12 protein-coding genes and 1 pseudogene are annotated in these 16,922 nt (G+C 57.8%); 8 read left to right on the top strand and 5 right to left on the bottom strand.

Translation table 11 applies throughout. The annotated features are described in order from the left end of the window. The first annotated feature begins 66 nt into the window (after positions 1-66). Positions 67-1,656 (top strand): alkyl hydroperoxide reductase subunit F, encoded by a 1,590-nt coding sequence (gene ahpF / locus AWB69_RS20250; RefSeq protein WP_062087980.1) that lies wholly within the window; start codon positions 67-69, stop codon positions 1,654-1,656. Positions 1,657-1,689: 33 nt separating this feature from the next. On the opposite strand, the pseudogene AWB69_RS20245 reads toward ahpF, so the two are convergent. Together AWB69_RS20245 and AWB69_RS20240 are read right to left on the bottom strand one after the other, a co-directional pair. After that, a pseudogene (locus tag AWB69_RS20245) lies at positions 1,690-2,325 on the bottom strand (IS5/IS1182 family transposase); the annotation flags it as partial. Positions 2,326-2,379: 54 nt separating this feature from the next. Beyond that, a complete protein-coding gene (locus tag AWB69_RS20240) occupies positions 2,380-3,141 on the bottom strand; it encodes a bestrophin-like domain (RefSeq protein WP_062087978.1) in 762 nt (253 codons plus the stop codon). A gap of 1,278 nt (positions 3,142-4,419) precedes the next feature. On the opposite strand from AWB69_RS20240, the gene pal reads away from it, so the two are divergent. The 3 genes from pal to AWB69_RS49505 all read left to right on the top strand — a co-directional run bounded on the left by pal (position 4,420) and on the right by AWB69_RS49505 (position 7,319). Then, positions 4,420-4,923: a peptidoglycan-associated lipoprotein Pal gene (pal, locus tag AWB69_RS20235; RefSeq protein WP_156528910.1), complete on the top strand. Its 504-nt coding sequence runs from the start codon at positions 4,420-4,422 to the stop codon at positions 4,921-4,923. Between the two features lie 663 nt (positions 4,924-5,586). Further along, positions 5,587-7,011, top strand: coding sequence for a sigma-54 dependent transcriptional regulator (locus AWB69_RS20230; protein ID WP_156528909.1), 1,425 nt, complete (start codon positions 5,587-5,589; stop codon positions 7,009-7,011). Then, complete coding sequence (locus AWB69_RS49505; protein ID WP_062087976.1) at positions 7,011-7,319, top strand: divalent metal cation transporter; 309 nt, start codon at positions 7,011-7,013, stop codon at positions 7,317-7,319. The genes AWB69_RS20230 and AWB69_RS49505 overlap by 1 nt, the downstream gene beginning before the upstream one ends. Before the next feature lie 225 nt (positions 7,320-7,544). Here AWB69_RS49505 and AWB69_RS20220 read toward each other — a convergent pair whose 3' ends face one another. Beyond that, on the bottom strand, positions 7,545-8,945 hold the full coding sequence (locus AWB69_RS20220; RefSeq protein ID WP_062087974.1) for a C45 family autoproteolytic acyltransferase/hydolase: 1,401 nt from the start codon (positions 8,943-8,945) through the stop codon (positions 7,545-7,547). A 1,295-nt stretch (positions 8,946-10,240) separates the two neighbouring features. Beyond that, positions 10,241-10,936: a TetR/AcrR family transcriptional regulator gene (locus tag AWB69_RS20215; protein WP_197500283.1), complete on the bottom strand. Its 696-nt coding sequence runs from the start codon at positions 10,934-10,936 to the stop codon at positions 10,241-10,243. A 298-nt stretch (positions 10,937-11,234) separates the two neighbouring features. Between AWB69_RS20215 and AWB69_RS20210 the strand changes: the two genes are divergently transcribed. From AWB69_RS20210 to AWB69_RS20200, 3 genes are all read left to right on the top strand, one after another. Further along, a complete protein-coding gene (locus tag AWB69_RS20210) occupies positions 11,235-12,866 on the top strand; it encodes an AMP-binding protein (protein WP_062087970.1) in 1,632 nt (543 codons plus the stop codon). A 105-nt stretch (positions 12,867-12,971) separates the two neighbouring features. Beyond that, positions 12,972-13,601: a 2-hydroxychromene-2-carboxylate isomerase gene (locus AWB69_RS20205; protein WP_062087968.1), complete on the top strand. Its 630-nt coding sequence runs from the start codon at positions 12,972-12,974 to the stop codon at positions 13,599-13,601. Positions 13,602-13,635: 34 nt separating this feature from the next. Then, entirely contained in the window at positions 13,636-14,661 is a 1,026-nt protein-coding gene (locus AWB69_RS20200) for an NAD(P)H-dependent flavin oxidoreductase (protein ID WP_062087966.1), read from the top strand. A gap of 734 nt (positions 14,662-15,395) precedes the next feature. On the opposite strand, the gene AWB69_RS20190 is transcribed toward AWB69_RS20200, so the two are convergent. After that, positions 15,396-15,923: an enoyl-CoA hydratase/isomerase family protein gene (locus AWB69_RS20190; protein ID WP_062087961.1), complete on the bottom strand. Its 528-nt coding sequence runs from the start codon at positions 15,921-15,923 to the stop codon at positions 15,396-15,398. A gap of 175 nt (positions 15,924-16,098) precedes the next feature. Here AWB69_RS20190 and istA point away from each other — a divergent pair. Next, the coding region (gene istA / locus AWB69_RS20185) for an IS21 family transposase (protein WP_231937174.1) at positions 16,099-16,922 on the top strand (824 nt) is incomplete at its 3' end.

Below are 16,922 nucleotides of genomic sequence, written 5' to 3'. Positions count from 1 at the left end.
CCGGATGACGCTCGCCTCGCATTCCCCGCGCTAATAAAAACCCTCGTTACACGGACTCGAATCGCCATGCTGGAAGCCAACCTCAAGACTCAGTTGAAAGCGTATCTGGAAAAGGTCAGCCGGCCGATCGAGATCGTCGCTTCACTCGACAACTCGCCGAAATCCATCGAGCTGCAAGGCCTGCTGCATGAAATCGCCACGCTGTCCGACCGCATTGCGGTGATCGAGAAGCGCGACGATGCGCAGCGCAAGCCCTCGTTTTCCATCGGCGAACCGGGCAAACCCACGGGTATCCGTTTCGCGGGCATTCCGATGGGTCATGAATTCACGTCGCTGGTCCTGGCGCTGCTCCAGACCGGCGGCCATCCGGTCAAACTCGACGACGCGGTGATCGAACAGATCCGCGCGCTCGACGGCGACTACGAGTTTGAAACGTATATCTCGCTGTCATGCCAGAACTGCCCGGAAGTCGTGCAGGCGCTGAACGTGATGGCGCTCATCAACCCGCGTATCCGGCAGGTCACCATCGACGGCGCGTTGTTCCAGGACGAAGTCGAGCAGCGCCAGATCATGGCCGTGCCCACCGTCTATATGAACGGCGAAGTGTTCGGCCAGGGCCGCACCGGCGTGAAGGAAATCCTCGCGAAGCTCGATAGCAACGCCGGCGCCCGCGCGGCAAAAGAGCTCGAAAAGAAAGGCGTATTTGATGTGCTGATCGTCGGCGGCGGACCTGCCGGCGCGGCGGCGGCCATCTACTCGGCGCGCAAGGGCATCTCGACCGGCGTGGCGGCTGAGCGCTTTGGCGGACAGGTGCTGGATACGCTCGCGATCGAAAACTTCGTCTCGGTGAAAGAGACCGAAGGCCCGCAATTTGCAACCGCGCTCGAGCAGCACGTGAAGAGCTATGACGTCGACATCATGGACGTGCAGCGCGCCGAAGCGCTCGTGCCGGGCAAGATTCACGAAGTGCGCCTGGCCAACGGCGCGGTACTGAAAGCAAAGACGATCGTGCTTGCCACGGGCGCTCGCTGGCGCGAAATCAACGTGCCGGGCGAGAAGCAATATCGCAACCACGGCGTGGCGTATTGCCCGCATTGCGACGGCCCGCTGTTCAAGGGCAAGTGTGTCGCGGTGATCGGCGGCGGTAATTCCGGCGTTGAAGCGGCAATCGATCTGGCCGGACTGGTCAGCGCGGTGACACTGCTCGAATTCGGTACGGAACTGCGTGCCGACGCCGTGCTGCAACGCAAGCTGCGCAGCCTCAAGAACGTGACCATCATCACGCAGGCGCAGACCACGGAAGTCACCGGCGACGGCAAGAAGGTCAATGGTCTTTCTTACAAGGACCTGAGTTCGGCAGAAGCGAAGCACGTCGAGCTGGAAGGCGTGTTCGTGCAGATCGGGCTGGTGCCGAATACGGAATGGCTCAAGGGCACGGTCGAGTTGTCGCGTCACGGCGAGATCGTGGTGGATGCGCGCGGCGCGACGTCGGTGCCGGGTGTGTTCGCCGCCGGCGATGTCACCACCGTGCCGTTCAAGCAGATCGTGATTGCGGTGGGCGAAGGCGCCAAGGCATCACTCAGCGCATTCGATTACCTGATCCGGAATTCGCAGACGGAAACGGTTGAAGCTGAAGCCGAAGAAGCCCTGGCCTGAAACAATAGCGCGCCACGTTTCACCTTACGATCCTCTTCCGCTTGTTGCCATGGATCGCGCGTCGGGATCCGTCATCGAGAGCTGCCTTCCGGCTGCTTCTGCAACTGCTTTTTGACCAGTGCGAGCTCACGCATCTTCTGGCGCAAGCTGGCGATCTTTTCGTACAGCCGCACGGTCTTTACGTCGAAACCTATCGGACTGGTCCGGCCTGCGGTTTCAATCGCATCGAGGTATCGCTGAACACTTTTCTCAATCTGCTGCTGACGCTTGACGATCCTGGCTGCCGTGTAGTTCTTGTCACGGCTGTTCACAGCCTTGAACTTACTGCCGTCGATGGCCACCATGTCAGCGGATAACAGCTTCAGTGCGCGACACAGTTCGACGAAACGCCGGCATACATTGCGAATGGCCAGGCCGTTGTCTCGACGAAAGTCCGCGATCGTCTTGAAGTCTGGTGCCAGACGTCCTGTCAGCCACCGCACCTGGATGGTAGGAAGGACGGCCTGTCACTGCGGGCGTGGTGCCGTTAAAGCCGAGCGTTGTGAGGTCCAATTCGTCCACAAAGACGTCTATGATCCTTGCCGGGTTGTCCTGTCCGATGTAGTCATCCACGCATTCCGAAAGTAGTGCGGACTGCTTGCGGTCATCACCTTCAACAAATTGCTTCATGAGTCACCCGGTCTCAGTGCGTTGATTTAGTCTGGGCGATCAATGCGTCTTCACCTATTGGCCGAGATGGGAGAGCGCGATCTGTGCCGGCGCGCGCGAGATCTGCATCAGCCCTTCGAGCGGGTGGGCAATGTCCTCGATCAGGAAAATGGCACCGGAGACCGATAGCGCACAGACGAAAAGCGTCGCAACGGCGGTCCGCTTGTTGGCGCTGACCAGACCGAATCCGGCGAAGAGGATACCAAGCCAGAGCACAAGCACTGCCAGGAATGGCGTTGGGATCGCGCCCTGCCCTGGTCGGAACAGTATCCAGCGCGTTTGCGCCAGGTCGTGGCTTCGGGCCAGGGCCTCCGACTGAACCAAGCGCTCCATGTCGTTTCGTGGTGCCAGCTCTCGAAGCTTTTGCTGAAATTGCACCATGCGCGCCAGGCTATCCGGAACGTCCACATTGTCCTTCACGACAGTTCCTCCGGAATAAAACTGCTCCACAGCTGCGGCGTAGGTGCCGCGCAGGAGTTCACGGGCTTCCTTCGCCTCCGGGCCATAATCGGCCAAGGTGCGATCGAGCATGACGACCGTAGCCGCGGTCTGCGTGAACTCGTCGTTGAGCCGGTCGAAAGAAACCTTTGCCGAGGCGATCAGGAGACCAAGGACGAGAGCGGCGAGCGTCGCCATCAGCCCGGCCCCCAGCTTCACGATAGCCGTCGAATCCTCGCTCAGGTGATGGTCGGGAAGGAAAGTGCGAAGACTCAAGCCGAGCACCCCGCTGCCGAAGACGCACACAAACACGATCAAGGCGACTATCAATGAGCTCATGATTGACCTCTGCGGATTGACTCGAAGGTCGCCCCCGCTCTGACAGGACGGGCGGAGACCATGTTCGAGTGCTGGGATGGTACCCCTATATCGCAGTGCCCGATCGAGGACGTCGCTTCCGCGCCGAAATCATGTCTCAATGTCGGGCGGACTCTGGGCGTCCGCCATAGGGAAATTTAAATCGTCACGTCGAACTACAGTTTCTGGCCCAGACCGTGTCAAAACACACGCCGTTTCGGCTCAGCGCAAAAAGCCGCTTGTTAGATAGCGCCATATCGGCCTCGCGGCACCTCTGGAGGGGCAAAGACACTCCCTGAAACTCAGTGATTTTGAGTTTTGACACGGCCGATCGAACGCAGTCCAATGTCAAACAACCGAGTTCGACCTGCAAGCCCCGTTGGCGTCAAATCAGCGGATAGCCGTTCCCACCGCAGGACGAGACCGTGATAATCGGTGCCGGGTCTCTTGCCTTAGCTGCAAACGTGCCGCCATAGGCGGTACAACCCTCTTTTTTTCGATAGTTCGACAGTCAGGTCAGTTTCGGCCCAGTCAATCTCGCCTCCCTCGGCGTGCGTCGCTCGTACTATTCTCCTCATGTTCGCCAACCGGAAGGTTATTGGGCGGATTCTCCGACTCGTGATGCGGCGATTTCTTTCTTGTGAACACGTGCCTTCCGATTCGACTCGCGCTGTCTCGAAGAAGGGTCCGCATGTACCAGGGCCACCAGGCAAGATGGTAGAACAACAGGCACGCACCACGATACCCTCGCAGCCATTCCCGTCGGATTCCGTCTGTCGGAAAGGTCTCAAGTGTCCGATGCCCAACCGATATGACGCCAATCGTCATCCAGGCGATAGCAATCAGCAGGGTTGGGTGCAAGAAGGGAAGTACATTAGCGTCGAATTTGACTATTTCCGACACGGAAGAATTTGGCATGCACAAGGCACTCCAAGCCGAGTTCTTGCGGGGAAATTCCGATCTACCTGGTTTCTGTGGCTGGCTTAACATTGAACCCCTATCTGCAGATCTGACTGAACCGTCAGCGGCGTTTAACCAGTACCAAAGAGTGCGATGCAGCGCAGTGACCAATTCAGATTAAGAATCCAGATTAAGAATCTCTTTCTTCCAAGCCGTTGAATTAAGAAATTTGAAAACTGAATCTCTGCCTTTTGTATCAATCGAATATCGTTGTTCGCCGCGTCAATCTACCCCCTCTCTGCGGCGTTAATAGTTATCCTAAGGAGGTGCGTTTTTACCTCCAATCGGAGGAGACCTATCATGACCAAGATCGGATTCTGTGCTGCCATGCTGATGGCGAGCGTGCTTGCCGGGTGTCATTCGGGTGCAAAGCTGAATCAACAGGGAGGCACCTCCCAGGGAAGCTCTGCAAACAGCCCGCCAGCAAACGTCGCACCTCTGAGCGTCGACGAGCTCAACGATCCCAATGGGCCACTCGCGAAGCGGAGCGTCTACTTCGATTTCGACAGCTATACCGTCAAGAGCGACTATCAACCGCTGCTTGAGGCCCATGCGAAATATCTTATGGCACACCCGGACCGGCATGTCCTGATTCAAGGCAACACCGACGAGCGCGGAACAAGCGAATACAATCTTGCGCTGGGTGAAAGGCGCTCGGAAGCCGTACTTCACGATCTCGAGACCCTTGGCGTGCCTGACTCGCAACTGGAAGCGGTTAGCTTCGGAAAAGAAAAGCCCGTCGCTTTGGGTCACGACGAAGCATCGTGGGCGCAGAACCGGCGTGCGGACATGATCTACCGGTAAGCTCGCAGGCCCAAAAAGACCAAGATCTTCCGCTAACAAGGCGAATTGCGAATACCCTCGGGTCCCAGTTTATTGTCTCCCGGATCCGGCTCAAAAGCCGATGTAATACGGTGATGACCAATTTGCACGGGCGTGATGCATGCGCCATGCGTGCGATGCTGCGGCCACCTACGATTGATCTGTCACGGTCGACTTAGGTAAGAATTAGGATAAGCCAGAACAATTCAACTTGTTGTATCTGCGCATCAAGACATCTCGGCAAATTAATTCTCGACGTACTGCCAAGTGCCCGCGTCGTTTATTTTCAGGCCATACATTCAAGTCGTTTGGCTGAGTCTATTGCTTATCGCAATGCCTCTCGTCAGAGCCGTGAACGTGCTGAGACACCGGGACCTCATAACAAAAACCTGTCCATTCTGACTTTGTCGAGAGGACAACGGCGAGTGCTTTGGAGGCGAGCAAAGCTGCACTGAGAGGTACGAACTACCGGCATCGATGGTCAACAGCGGGAAATGCTTTCTCAAGTTCTCCCGATACAAAGCAGTGCTCTGATTGAAAAGTTTCATGAGCTCTGGTTCCTCCGCTCTGCCACCTTTTTTGTGCGCCATAATTCTCGATATGGCGCAATTGAACTTTGATGTGATGGATGATCACCGAGCTTGTATGGCTCTGCCCCGCAAACTGATCTACGTATGTAGCGATCCGTCGAGGTCGCTGACATCTAAATTCGAAGGACGAAACTGGGAGATTACGCCGGTAAAGCCGCAGCAGACCCGAATCCAGGCTCCGTGGAATGCCTGTACGCTGGCTGGTTTGCTCGATCTCTCAACATGTCAGCTTCCGAAAGATTTCGCCGCAATCGAAGACATACTTATTCGAACTGACGCGGGCTGGGTCGCGACTGTTGACGCACGACAACTCGAAGATGCAATTGTCCGCCGGTTGATTCGCGACTATTGCTTCGATTACGTCACCCTGCCCAGTTCGGACGAACGTATCATCAATGCCGTGGGTCACGCTTATGGCATGGCGTCCCTGCACGAGCATGCGTCGAACCACCCTCACACAGGCAGCGCCGAAGGCGAAATGGTCGGTTCGTGCGACGCCATGCTCGCGTTGTTCCGCTCCATTCACAAGGTCGCCATGACCGACGCGCCCGTGTTTATCTCCGGGGAGTCGGGTACCGGCAAGGAACTGACCGCGCTCGCCATTCACGAACGCTCTGCGCGGCGCGACCAGCCGTTCGTCGCTATCAATTGCGGCGCCATACCCGCTCACCTGTTGCAATCGGAGCTGTTCGGTTATGAGCGCGGTGCGTTTACCGGCGCGAATCAACGCAAGATCGGCCGGGTGGAGGCAGCTAACGGCGGCACCCTGTTCCTCGATGAAATCGGTGACCTGCCGCTCGAAAGCCAGGCAAGCCTGTTGCGCTTTTTGCAGGAACACAAAGTTGAACGGCTCGGCGGGCATGGGTCAGCGCCAGTGGACGTACGCATCATTTCTGCGACTCACGTCGCTATGGACAGAGCGATGATGGAGGGCCGTTTCCGTGCCGATCTGTATCACCGTTTGTGCGTGCTGCAACTTGATGAACCACCGCTGCGTGCGCGGGGCACCGACATCGAGTTGCTGGCGAAGCACATGCTTGATCGCTTCAAAAAGGATGCAAGCCGGCGTCTGCGAGGCTTTGCACCCGACGCGACTGTCGCGATTTACAACTATGGATGGCCAGGTAACGTGCGGGAGTTGCTCAATCGCGTGCGGCGCGCGATCGTGATGTCGGAGGGCCGGCAGATCACGGCCGGCGATCTTGAACTGAGTGACTATGTAGAAGTCGAGCCCGTCTCACTCGCTGAGGCTCGACAGGCGGCGGAGCGACGCACCATCGAACTCGCACTATTGCGCAACAGCGGCCGTCTGATCGATGCTGCGCGGGAACTGGACATATCGCGGGTCACGCTATACCGCTTACTCTGCGCACACGAACTTCGAACGCACCCGACAGGACCTGATAAGACCGAAAGTGAGACGATTGCCGGATCGGAGATTTCCCACGGGTTCCACGATCAGCGCCGATCCACCGGCTAGTGTCGTCGAAGGCTCTTGCTACCACTGACAAAAGCAACCGAAGGCACGCGGGCGATTGCTTCGCGCTGCATTTCTCGAACCTGGTTGCCCTCTTTATTATTCTGTCCGCAGCGGCGACGCCAAGCGCTCATGGCGTTACAAATATCCAGGCATGCTCCCAAGCAGCGCTCGTGCTCAAGCCCATTGCAGAAAAATTCGCATTTCTGCTCTTTAGCCTCGGAATCATCGGCACGGGTTTGCTTGCGCTACCGGTGCTGTTCAGGTCAGCCGCGTGTGATTTGGAATCTTTCATCTCTCGATTTACGTGACCACCTCGGCAACGTGAGAACGCCCTTTTGCGGCATCGCAGTTTTGAACCGGCCTGCAGTGGTACCGTGCAGCAATCGATTTTGCCGGTACGCCAGGGGTGGTCTGTTCCTGAGCGCGGATCTGTATCTCAATTCCGATGCCGACAATCAGGTTACATACCCGGCCGCGCACCAGCGTTGCGCCTGCCCCGAAGCATTACGTTACGCAAATTGGCGTGTGGGCCTTCAGTGGCCATCGAACACGGTCCATGGTTGGGATGGCCGGCTCTTCAGGTAGCCCTGCTGCCAGCTCCACTGTGGGTGTTGCTTCAGAAATTCCTCGGCATCAAAACGCGCCCCATCGGCACGCCCAAAACGCGCACTCAGGCCCAGGGTCTTGGCCAGGGCCGCCGACGTCACCTTCCCGTCAACCGAACCGCCGGGAAAGTAAGGGATGTTCCACACGGCGTTCGGATCGCTCACGTAAAACATGGGGTCCGCGTCATAGTGAGCGCAGATCGTCCGAGAGGAAGGATTGGCACACATGAGATAGACATCGAAGTCGTCGGCCAGGATGCTCTGCCCCGCAGCAAGGTCGATCGCTCCGGCATGCTGCGCCAGCAACTGGGGCCAGCGCGTTCGCCGTGCGCCGGTCTGCTGCCTGATATCGTTGTACCCGGTATCGCTGCACTCCAGATTGCGAATGCGCGGGTCTTCAGCGACGTTGTCGCCGAAGTACCAACCGTCCTTCTTCTTATTGAAGCTCTGGTAGCGCAGCCCCTGCTCGTAGCGGGCAATCTCGTTGCGGCGGATGTCCCCGATCAGCCACATGTTGGCGTAGCCGCCGTTGTTTCCGGCGTCAAGGAATTGAACCCAGCTATCGATGTCCTGCGCGTACTGGCAAGCTTTGCGCGCCCGCACATATTCGGGCACCTTGGTTACGTCGTAGCCGAAATAGCCGACAATGGTGGTCTCCGCTACCACCAGTCCGGCGCCGGTTATCCAGAAGTCGGTCATGCTTGCAATCCAGCCGGGGCTCGTCTGCATCACCATTCGTTGTCCCGATTCTGGTGTGATGTCCAGAATCACGTTCATGAATTGCCCGTTCCAGAACTCGGTGAACGATTGGTGGCCCAGCACGATCGCACCGTCACGCGTCGCCGAACCGGTGGCGATGAAGGCGCTGCAGTGGCTCTTGGCCATCGCACCGGTACTCGTACTGCTCGATGCGTACTCGGCGGCGACCGTCGGCCACCAATAACCACTCATCTCTTCATATGCGTTCCAGCCCACGATCTCTTCTATCGTCGTGGGTACGCCGGCTCTCGTGTAGCCGGCCGCGATGCCGCGCATCTCTTCGAGCAGTTCCGGTGCCACTTGCCCGATGATTGGCAGGTGGTACCCTGCTGCATTTTCGACGAAGAAGTCGTACGTCACCCCCATCGAGATGTAAGTCATTTGCCGATAGACGCGCACGGCGTCGGCGTACTCCGCGGCGGTCAGGTAACCGTGCTGAAAGCCTCGTTCGAAGGGTTCGCCCTCGATGTGCAAGTGGATCCAGCCATTGATGTCGTTGCGATGTGCTTTGGCCAGCCAACCACGTTCCTGGGACGTAAGACCGCTGGCATCAACGTCGTCTGTTTCCATGGTGTTTGTCTCCGTAAAGGGGTCGCGTCAGCCGCCAGCACGCGGTTGCGGAACCGAGGTTTCCGGTCTTGCAGGCCTTGCTATTGATACTACGCGTTCTCGTCGATGCATCGGATGATCCGAATGTTCGCGTGCTCAATAGCCAATGTTGCAGTGCGCCCGCAGATCGATGATGGCTTTTTTCGTCATCGGCGCGCACGAGCGCCAACCCATCGTCGAGGCTTTAGAAGCGACGAGCGTTGACAGGAGTCGTCCGGACCCTGGCGCGGGAGCCACACACTTTGGGTCGCGGTGGCATAGCGATTGCGATGGATTTGCCACGGGTTGTGCCTGTTGCGCCACTCCCGGGTCATGGGTAAAGGAGACTGCCATGCGAGTTCCCACATTGGGATTATTGGTTTCAGCGTTAATTTTTGGAGTCTACGGTGCCGCTTACGCACAGGGTGCGGGTGGTGGAGCGGGTACGGGCGGCGCGGGCGGCACTACGGGAAGCAACGGCACTGGACAGGGTGGAACTGGCATAACGAAGTCAAATGGAAACGTCACTACCGATTCAACGTCCGGGACGCCGGGTTCGAGCACAACGGAAATGTCGTCGGGCAGTGCGCAGCCGAAAACCAATACGGGGACGATGGACGCGCCCGCCTCAGCCAGCGGCATAAAGAAGCCGTATTAACAACACTGTGGGGCCGCTGCGGGGCCAACTGCCGGCGGCGTTGACCTGAAGGGCGCGACTCGGCATTCACCGCATGACCGTTTCGAAGACATTGGTGAGCCAAGCCGGACCGAAATGGATTCTGGAGATGGAAGCGGCACGAGCATTGCTTAGATGACCGTATCGCGGCTATTTCAGGGGGCGGCCATGAAGTCGATCCTTCGAAGTGTCTTGTTGGTAAGCGCGGTTGCCATCCTGGGAGCTGGCGTGGGCGGCTGTAACCGGTCGGGTACGGGTAACGACGAAACGCCCAAAACTACAGGGGTGCCTGCACCGAGCGCAGGGCAGGCACCGGGGTCCGCTTCGGCAACCAGCCAATAGAAAGAGCGCCGCCGCACAGCGAATCGCGTCGTATCAATTGCGAGAAATGCAATCCCCTCAGACCCGGCGACGCCGGACGACCAGAGGTGGCCGCCAACTGTCCCAATACCACCCTGCCATCCCCGACTTGCCTGGCGTCGGAGAATCCGAATCGCGATCCGATCGAAGGTCATAATAACTACGGGGATGGCGGCGAAAAGCTGGCTGCACGCGCTTAGGAGCGTCGGTTGTGGCACCGCTGAAAGGGATCCCGATTCTGTCACGCCTGCGAGGGCAAACCGTCCGCACTCGCAAGATAAAGGCGGGTCATGAGTTTCCACTCGCGCAGCAACTCATCGTTTAGGAGATTGTCTCCGTAAAGAATGGCCCTATGTAAAAGGGCTTCTCCGGATGACTCAATGACAAAAGCCGCGAGGCGTAGGTCCGGCCTGGGTACCGGCTCCCCGCATTTGCGAAGCGCGCTTTCGAGAAGGTCAGCAATAGCGAGAGAAACGCTTCTCAGGTGCTGCGTCTTGCTCACCTTGCCCATCTGATCGAGAAGAACGCGATGCAGGGCAAGATCTTTTGCATACGCGTCCACACTTGTATCGATCCACGCGTCGACCAATGACGCTATCCCCTTGCCCTCCACCTCTTTGAAAGCTCCGGCGTACGTGTCAAGCAGGTTGTCACAATGGCGTTTGATCAGCTTCGCGACAAGGGCTTCCTTGCTGGTGAAGTATTCATAAAGTGAACCAACACTGACACCCGCTGCTTCGGCAATGCGAGTCGTGCTCGTGGCTTCAAATCCATCTCTTATCAAAAGCTGTTGAGCCGCCTCGAGAATGGCGTCAACAGTCATCAGGGACCGTCCTTGCCTCGGCCTGCGGCGCACGGCAATCTGTGCATTCGCGCCAAATTTCCGACCTTTGACAGGCACCTCTTCCTCCTCGGCAACAATGTTCTCGACGGCCACCACCAGGCGCGACCTGCGCCCTATCCATTTTAGCCTTATGCGCGTGTCCTGAAACTTCGGGACATGGGATATCCGAGTAGGCGCCCAGTAAGTCACGCGGGCACCCTGGAAGAAAGGCGTCGTGGCGGACCGAAATCGGGGCACCGAAATCCGAATAGAAGCACGAAAGTGCGCCGCTTATGATAGGGACGTAATCAAGTTGCGACCTCGCGGGCGATATACAGCACCGCGAAACATTACATTTATCTTGCGCCTGGTGCATAGATAGACGGAGTAGACAGACGGAGACATAAGTCACATGGAACATGCCGCTTCACAGAACCTGGCGTACTGGCCCGCAAACCAAACCGAGCCATTCCTGGAGATCAGCATTGGGGACGCGCTCACAAATGCAGCAGAGCGTTGGAAAAATGAAGTCGCGCTGGTTGAGGGTGTAAGCGGAACCGACAGGCGTCGCTGGACCTATGGCGAACTGCTGACGCAATCACGCAAAGTAGCGGGCGCACTTCTGAGTTGCTTTCGCCCGGGCGAGCATGTCGCGGTATGGGCATCGAACCGCCCGGAATGGGTGCAAATCGAACTGGGTGCAGCACTCGCGGGTATTACGCTTGTCACTGTGAACCCGGCGTATCTCGCTTCGGAGCTCACGCATGTCCTCAAGCAGTCACGGGCCTGCGGAATTATCGTAGAACCCGAGTATCGCGGAAGGAAACTCTCGGCGGTCTTGGAGGAAGTCAAACCTGAACTGCCACTCTTGCGGGAAATCATTTCGCTGAAAAGTTGGGGAGATTTTGTTGAAGGTTCGTCAGGGGTCGCCACGTTGCCACGTGTTGAACCTGGCGATATAGCCCAAATTCAATACACATCTGGCACCACAGGCTTTCCCAAAGGCGCGCTTCTAACCCATCGGGGGTTGGCAAACAATGGGCGAATCTATGCGCAAGTTATCGGTGCGCGTAAAGGCGACACATGGGTCAATCCCATGCCCATGTTTCATACTGCCGGGTGCGGTCTCGTGACTTTGGGAGCATTGCAGACGGGAGGAACTCATGTGCTTCCGCCGACGTTCGATCCGGCGTTGATGTTGAATCTGATTGAATCGGAGCGCGGTACATTGATGTCCGCAGTTCCAACCATGCTAGTTCGCATTCTCGAGTACCCAGAGTTGACCGCCTTCGACTTGAGTTCCTGGAGACTCGCAACGCTCGGCGGCGCGCCTGTCCCGCCGGAGCTTGTACAGAGGATCGAGAATACCCTTCGCATCAGGGTGGGCATTGGATTCGGGCAAACGGAAGCCTCGCCATATATCACTCATACGCGCGAGAACGAGTCTCGATCGGGTTGGGCGTTGACTGTCGGGCGGCCCATGCCACAAGTCGAAGTCAAAGTGGCCAATCCGCAAAGCGGCGAAACTGTGCCGATCTGCACATTGGGTGAAATTTGGACTCGGGGAAATTGCGTAACCAAGGGCTACTTCGATAATGCGGAAGCAACGCGACAGGCGCTGACCGACGACGGATGGCTTCGGACGGGCGATTTGGGTTCGATGGCAAACGATGGCTATCTCACCATTCAGGGAAGAATGAAGGAGATGATCATTCGCGGTGGCGAAAACGTATATCCGCGCGAAATCGAGGAGGTTTTGCTTAGCCATCCTGCTGTTTCAGGCGCTTGCGTGGTCGGGTTGCCCGACGCCGAATGGGGTGAAATCATCGCGGCCTTCGTCCAGCTCGGAGCCGGACATGCCGAAGGAGAGAGCGAACTCACGAGCTTTTGTCGAACGCGTCTCGCAACATACAAGACGCCACGGGTCTGGCGTTTCGTGGATGAGTTCCCTCAGACTGCATCGGGAAAGATCCAGAAATATGTTCTGCGTGAGCAACTCCTTAAAGAAGTTCGTGCGGACAAGTCACTGAACGGTGCCCCGTAATTTGTCAGTTACGCCCTGGTGAGAGCAACCTCTTGGGGCGGACTATTTCAAACTCCGCCGGGGTCACAGGATACGGGCAAGACGCTCAATTTTCCCGATGAAACCATGGATTCGATCGCATTCTATTTTGATTTCGTCTCGCCCTACGCGTACCTCGCATCGAATGAGATTGAGGTCTTGGCAGAGCGTCACGGTAAAAAACTTCAATGGCTACCCTTCCGGCTTGGCGTTGTGGTAGTGAAGGTAATGGGGCTGAAGCCGCTGCTTGATACGCCGCTCAAAGGCCCCTATGCCCGTCATGACGCATCACGAATGGCAAAAGTATTAGGACTGCCGCTTACCGATGATTTCTCCATGTTTGACCCTGTACCCGCTCATCAGTTGATGTACACGCAACCGCTTGAAAAGCGACCGGCGCTGGCGAAGGCGTTGTTGAGTGCACGTTGGGGTGAGGGGCGGAACCTCGGGGACAGGGATATCTTGTTCGATGTCGCGCAGAAGGCGGTGGGTATCGACAAGCAATGCTTTCGAGAAACCATTGAATCGAAAGAATCACGTAGCGCTGTCAACGAGGCGACTCAAGCTGCAGTCTCCCGGGGGGTGTTTGGCTCCCCGACATTCGCAGCAGGAAACGAACTTTTTTGGGGCGGGGACCGCATTTGGCTACTCGATCAGTATCTTGCCGCTGGGGCGCGATATGTGCCGGCTACGGTCACCCCTCTCACCCCGGATTAACGATAGAGAAACTCAAAGGATATGAGGAGCCAGCATGCAGACACGTATAACCGAACTTTTCCAGATTAAATATCCCATCATACAGGGAGGGATGCATTACGTCGGCCTCGCAGAACTGGCCTCTGCGGTTTCCAACGCAGGCGGCTTGGGCATTATCACTGCCCTGACACAAAAGACGCCGGAACTACTTGCAAAGGAAATTGCACGGTGCAGGGAAATGACCGATCAACCGTTTGGCGTGAATCTCACATTCCTTCCCACGTTCTCGACCCCTCCCTATCCTGAGTACATTGATGCTATCAAACAGGGTGGCGTGCGCATCGTCGAGACGGCGGGTCGCAATCCAGAGCCCTACATGGGTAGTCTCAAAGACGCGGGCATCAAGGTTTTTCACAAGTGCACGTCAATACGGCATGCCCTTAAAGCACAGCAGATAGGATGCGATGCTGTCACTGTGGATGGCTTCGAATGCGGTGGCCATCCAGGAGAGGACGATGTTCCGAATATGATCTTGCTGCCACGTGCGGCTGACGAGCTAGCTATTCCAACTATTGCTTCGGGTGGCATGGCTAACGGGCGCAGTCTGGTGGCGGCACTCGCGCTGGGCTCTGAGGGCATCAGCATGGGCACTCGGTTCGTTGCTACGCAAGAAGCACCGGTTCATCAGAACGTAAAAAGGGCGATTGTTAACTCAACCGAGTTGGACACGCGGCTGATCATGCGCGGCCTGAGAAATACTGAGCGCGTGCTCAACAATGCAGGTGTGGAACGTCTTTTGGAGATCGAGCGCGAGAAGGGAAATACTCTGCGTATCGAAGACATCATTGACCAGGTGGCCGGTGTTTATTCTAAAGTCATGCGCGACGGCTTGCTGGATTCCGGCGCCTGGAGCTGCGGCATGGTTGCTGGCTTGATTCATGATGTTCCGACTGTGAAGGCACTTATCGACGATATTATCGACGAGGCCAAGACACTGATCGGGGCAAGGCTCCGATCAATGCTCGATGCCACGAGCGTCGACAAGCCGAACCAGAGCTGTGTTGAGGATGTATTGCGATAGTACGGTGAGTGTTGCTTCGAGTGCGACCTGCGCCACCGCCGCGGACTGCCTGACGACCTTGAGTTCGGCGGCGTCCCGGTCGCGTACCGCTTCGGCTTCCTGTGCCTGGTGACGCGCCTCGGCACGCAACGAGAGGCTCACGCGGCGACCGAAGCCCGCCTGCAGGAAATCCGCCGGCAACTCGACGAAACCGGCGACCAGCGCACTCGGGTCAGGACACGAAAAGCGAGAAGCAGCTCGAAGAACTGCGCACGGAACTCCAGACGGTCAGGGTCGAACTGAAGGACGCAGCAGTACAGCGCGCTGAGGCGCTTGCTTCCCTGCGAACCGAACTCAGACTATCGCAGCAGAAAACAGAAAACGTCGCACAGCAGCATCTGACCACCCTCGATGCCCTGATGCACACCCGATCGCAGCAACGGGACGCGCAGCGGCGGGCCGCGCAAGCTGACGCTGAGGTGCAGGTCACGCGCCGGCTCATCGACGCCGTGAAAAATGCGCCACCGGGACGCCTTGCGCCAGGGCAGAAACCGGTTGGCAGTGCTTAAGTACAGTTACCGTTCCATTGATCCCCAAAGGCCAACGTGCCATCCGTCGATGTAGAATTCGCCCAGTTGCGGTGCGAAGCCGCGGTTGGGATCGATCTCGGGCCTGAGCAAGTGCGCCACAACGGTACCCGACAACGCACTCGCTTTCCCGGATTTCCACAAATCGAGAGGTGCTGCTCGTAGCAGTCAGCTCTTCGCCTGCGTTGCTTTCATAAGGGCGGCTGCGGAGGCGCCTTCGAGCGACAACCCATAGCCGACTTCCTGCACGATGCGTTGCTTCAAGGGCCAAATAAAGTGTACCCGCGTGTTGCGGCGTGCCACTTCGGGCGCTTTCAAATACTGCCTCGCCAGTTCCTGTGCGCGGCCAAGCGCCTGACCGTCTGGCACGACCTCTGCAACCACTCCCCACTCGCGTGCGACAGCCGCCGTAACAGGCTGCGCGTTGAGCAGGAAAGCTTCCGCCCGCCCCGCTCCTGCGCGATAGCTCCAGGTGGTAAAGATACCGTCGCCAGGCACGACACCCGCAGCATAGTGGCCCATGTCATGAAAGGATGCGCCTTCCGCTGCCACTATGACGTTGGACAGCAGAATATACTCCGAGTGGATATGTGCACGCCCCTCGATGGCCGCGATGACCGGCACGCGTATATTTGGGTATTCCGGAGCATCGTGACCGACGATTCCGGACGAACGTGACCGGCCATTCTGGTTCATCGTGACCGCCCATTCCGGGCGAACGTGACCGATTTCGGAGGACTTCCGGAATCACTGGTCACGATGCCGGAATCATCGGTCACGATGCCGGAACGACGTTGTACGGCGCAGGAATGATGTTACGCATATGAGCAACTGAGTGGGTACGCTTCCAGCTTTTTCGTCTGGAGACAGCGTGCCCGCACCAAGGATCAATATGCGTAAGATAAGAGACGTATTGCGTTTGAAGCTGGACGCCAAACTTTCGCACGAGCAGATTGCCGGCGCGCTGGGCATCTCCAAAGGCGTTGTCACCAAGTATGTGGGGCTCGCCGCGGCGGCGGGCTTGGACTGGGCGGCGGTGCAAGATGCTGACGAGATCACGCTCGAGCGGCGACTGTTGGTCGCGCCTCAGAAACCACGTAATCATGTCCAACCGGACTATGGCCGCCTCCACCAGGAGTTGCGCCGCAAAGGCATGACGCTGATGCTGCTGTGGGAGGAATACCGGGCCGAGCACGCGGACCGCCAGACCTACGCCTATTCCCAGTTCTGCGATAACTATCGGCGCTTCGCCAGGCAGCTCAAGCGTTCGATGCGGCAGATTCATCGCGCGGGCGAGAAGCTGTTCATCGACTACGCTGGTCCTACCATCGCATTGACCGACGGCAGTCGGGCTCACATCTTCGTCGCCGCGATGGGTGCCTCCAGCTACACCTTTGCCTGTGCCACGCCGCGCGAGACCATGGCTGACTGGCTTGAATCAACGGCGCGCGCGCTGAGCTTTTACGGCGGCGTGACCCAGCTCATCGTGCCCGACAACCCACGTGCGCTGATCTCGGACGCTAACCGATACGAACCGCGCAGCAACGACACGGTGCTCGACTTCGCGCGCCACTACGGCACCTCGATTCTGCCGGCGCGTCCCTATCATCCGCAGGACAAGGCTTACGCTTCATACTGCACCTTGTGTGGTTGGTGGAACAGGGATAAAAGTCGGCTCTGTCGAACTGTAGCGGC

Source organism: Caballeronia udeis (assembly GCF_001544555.2).
Taxonomy (GTDB): domain Bacteria; phylum Pseudomonadota; class Gammaproteobacteria; order Burkholderiales; family Burkholderiaceae; genus Caballeronia; species Caballeronia udeis.
This window is presented reverse-complemented; position numbering and strand designations above follow the sequence as displayed.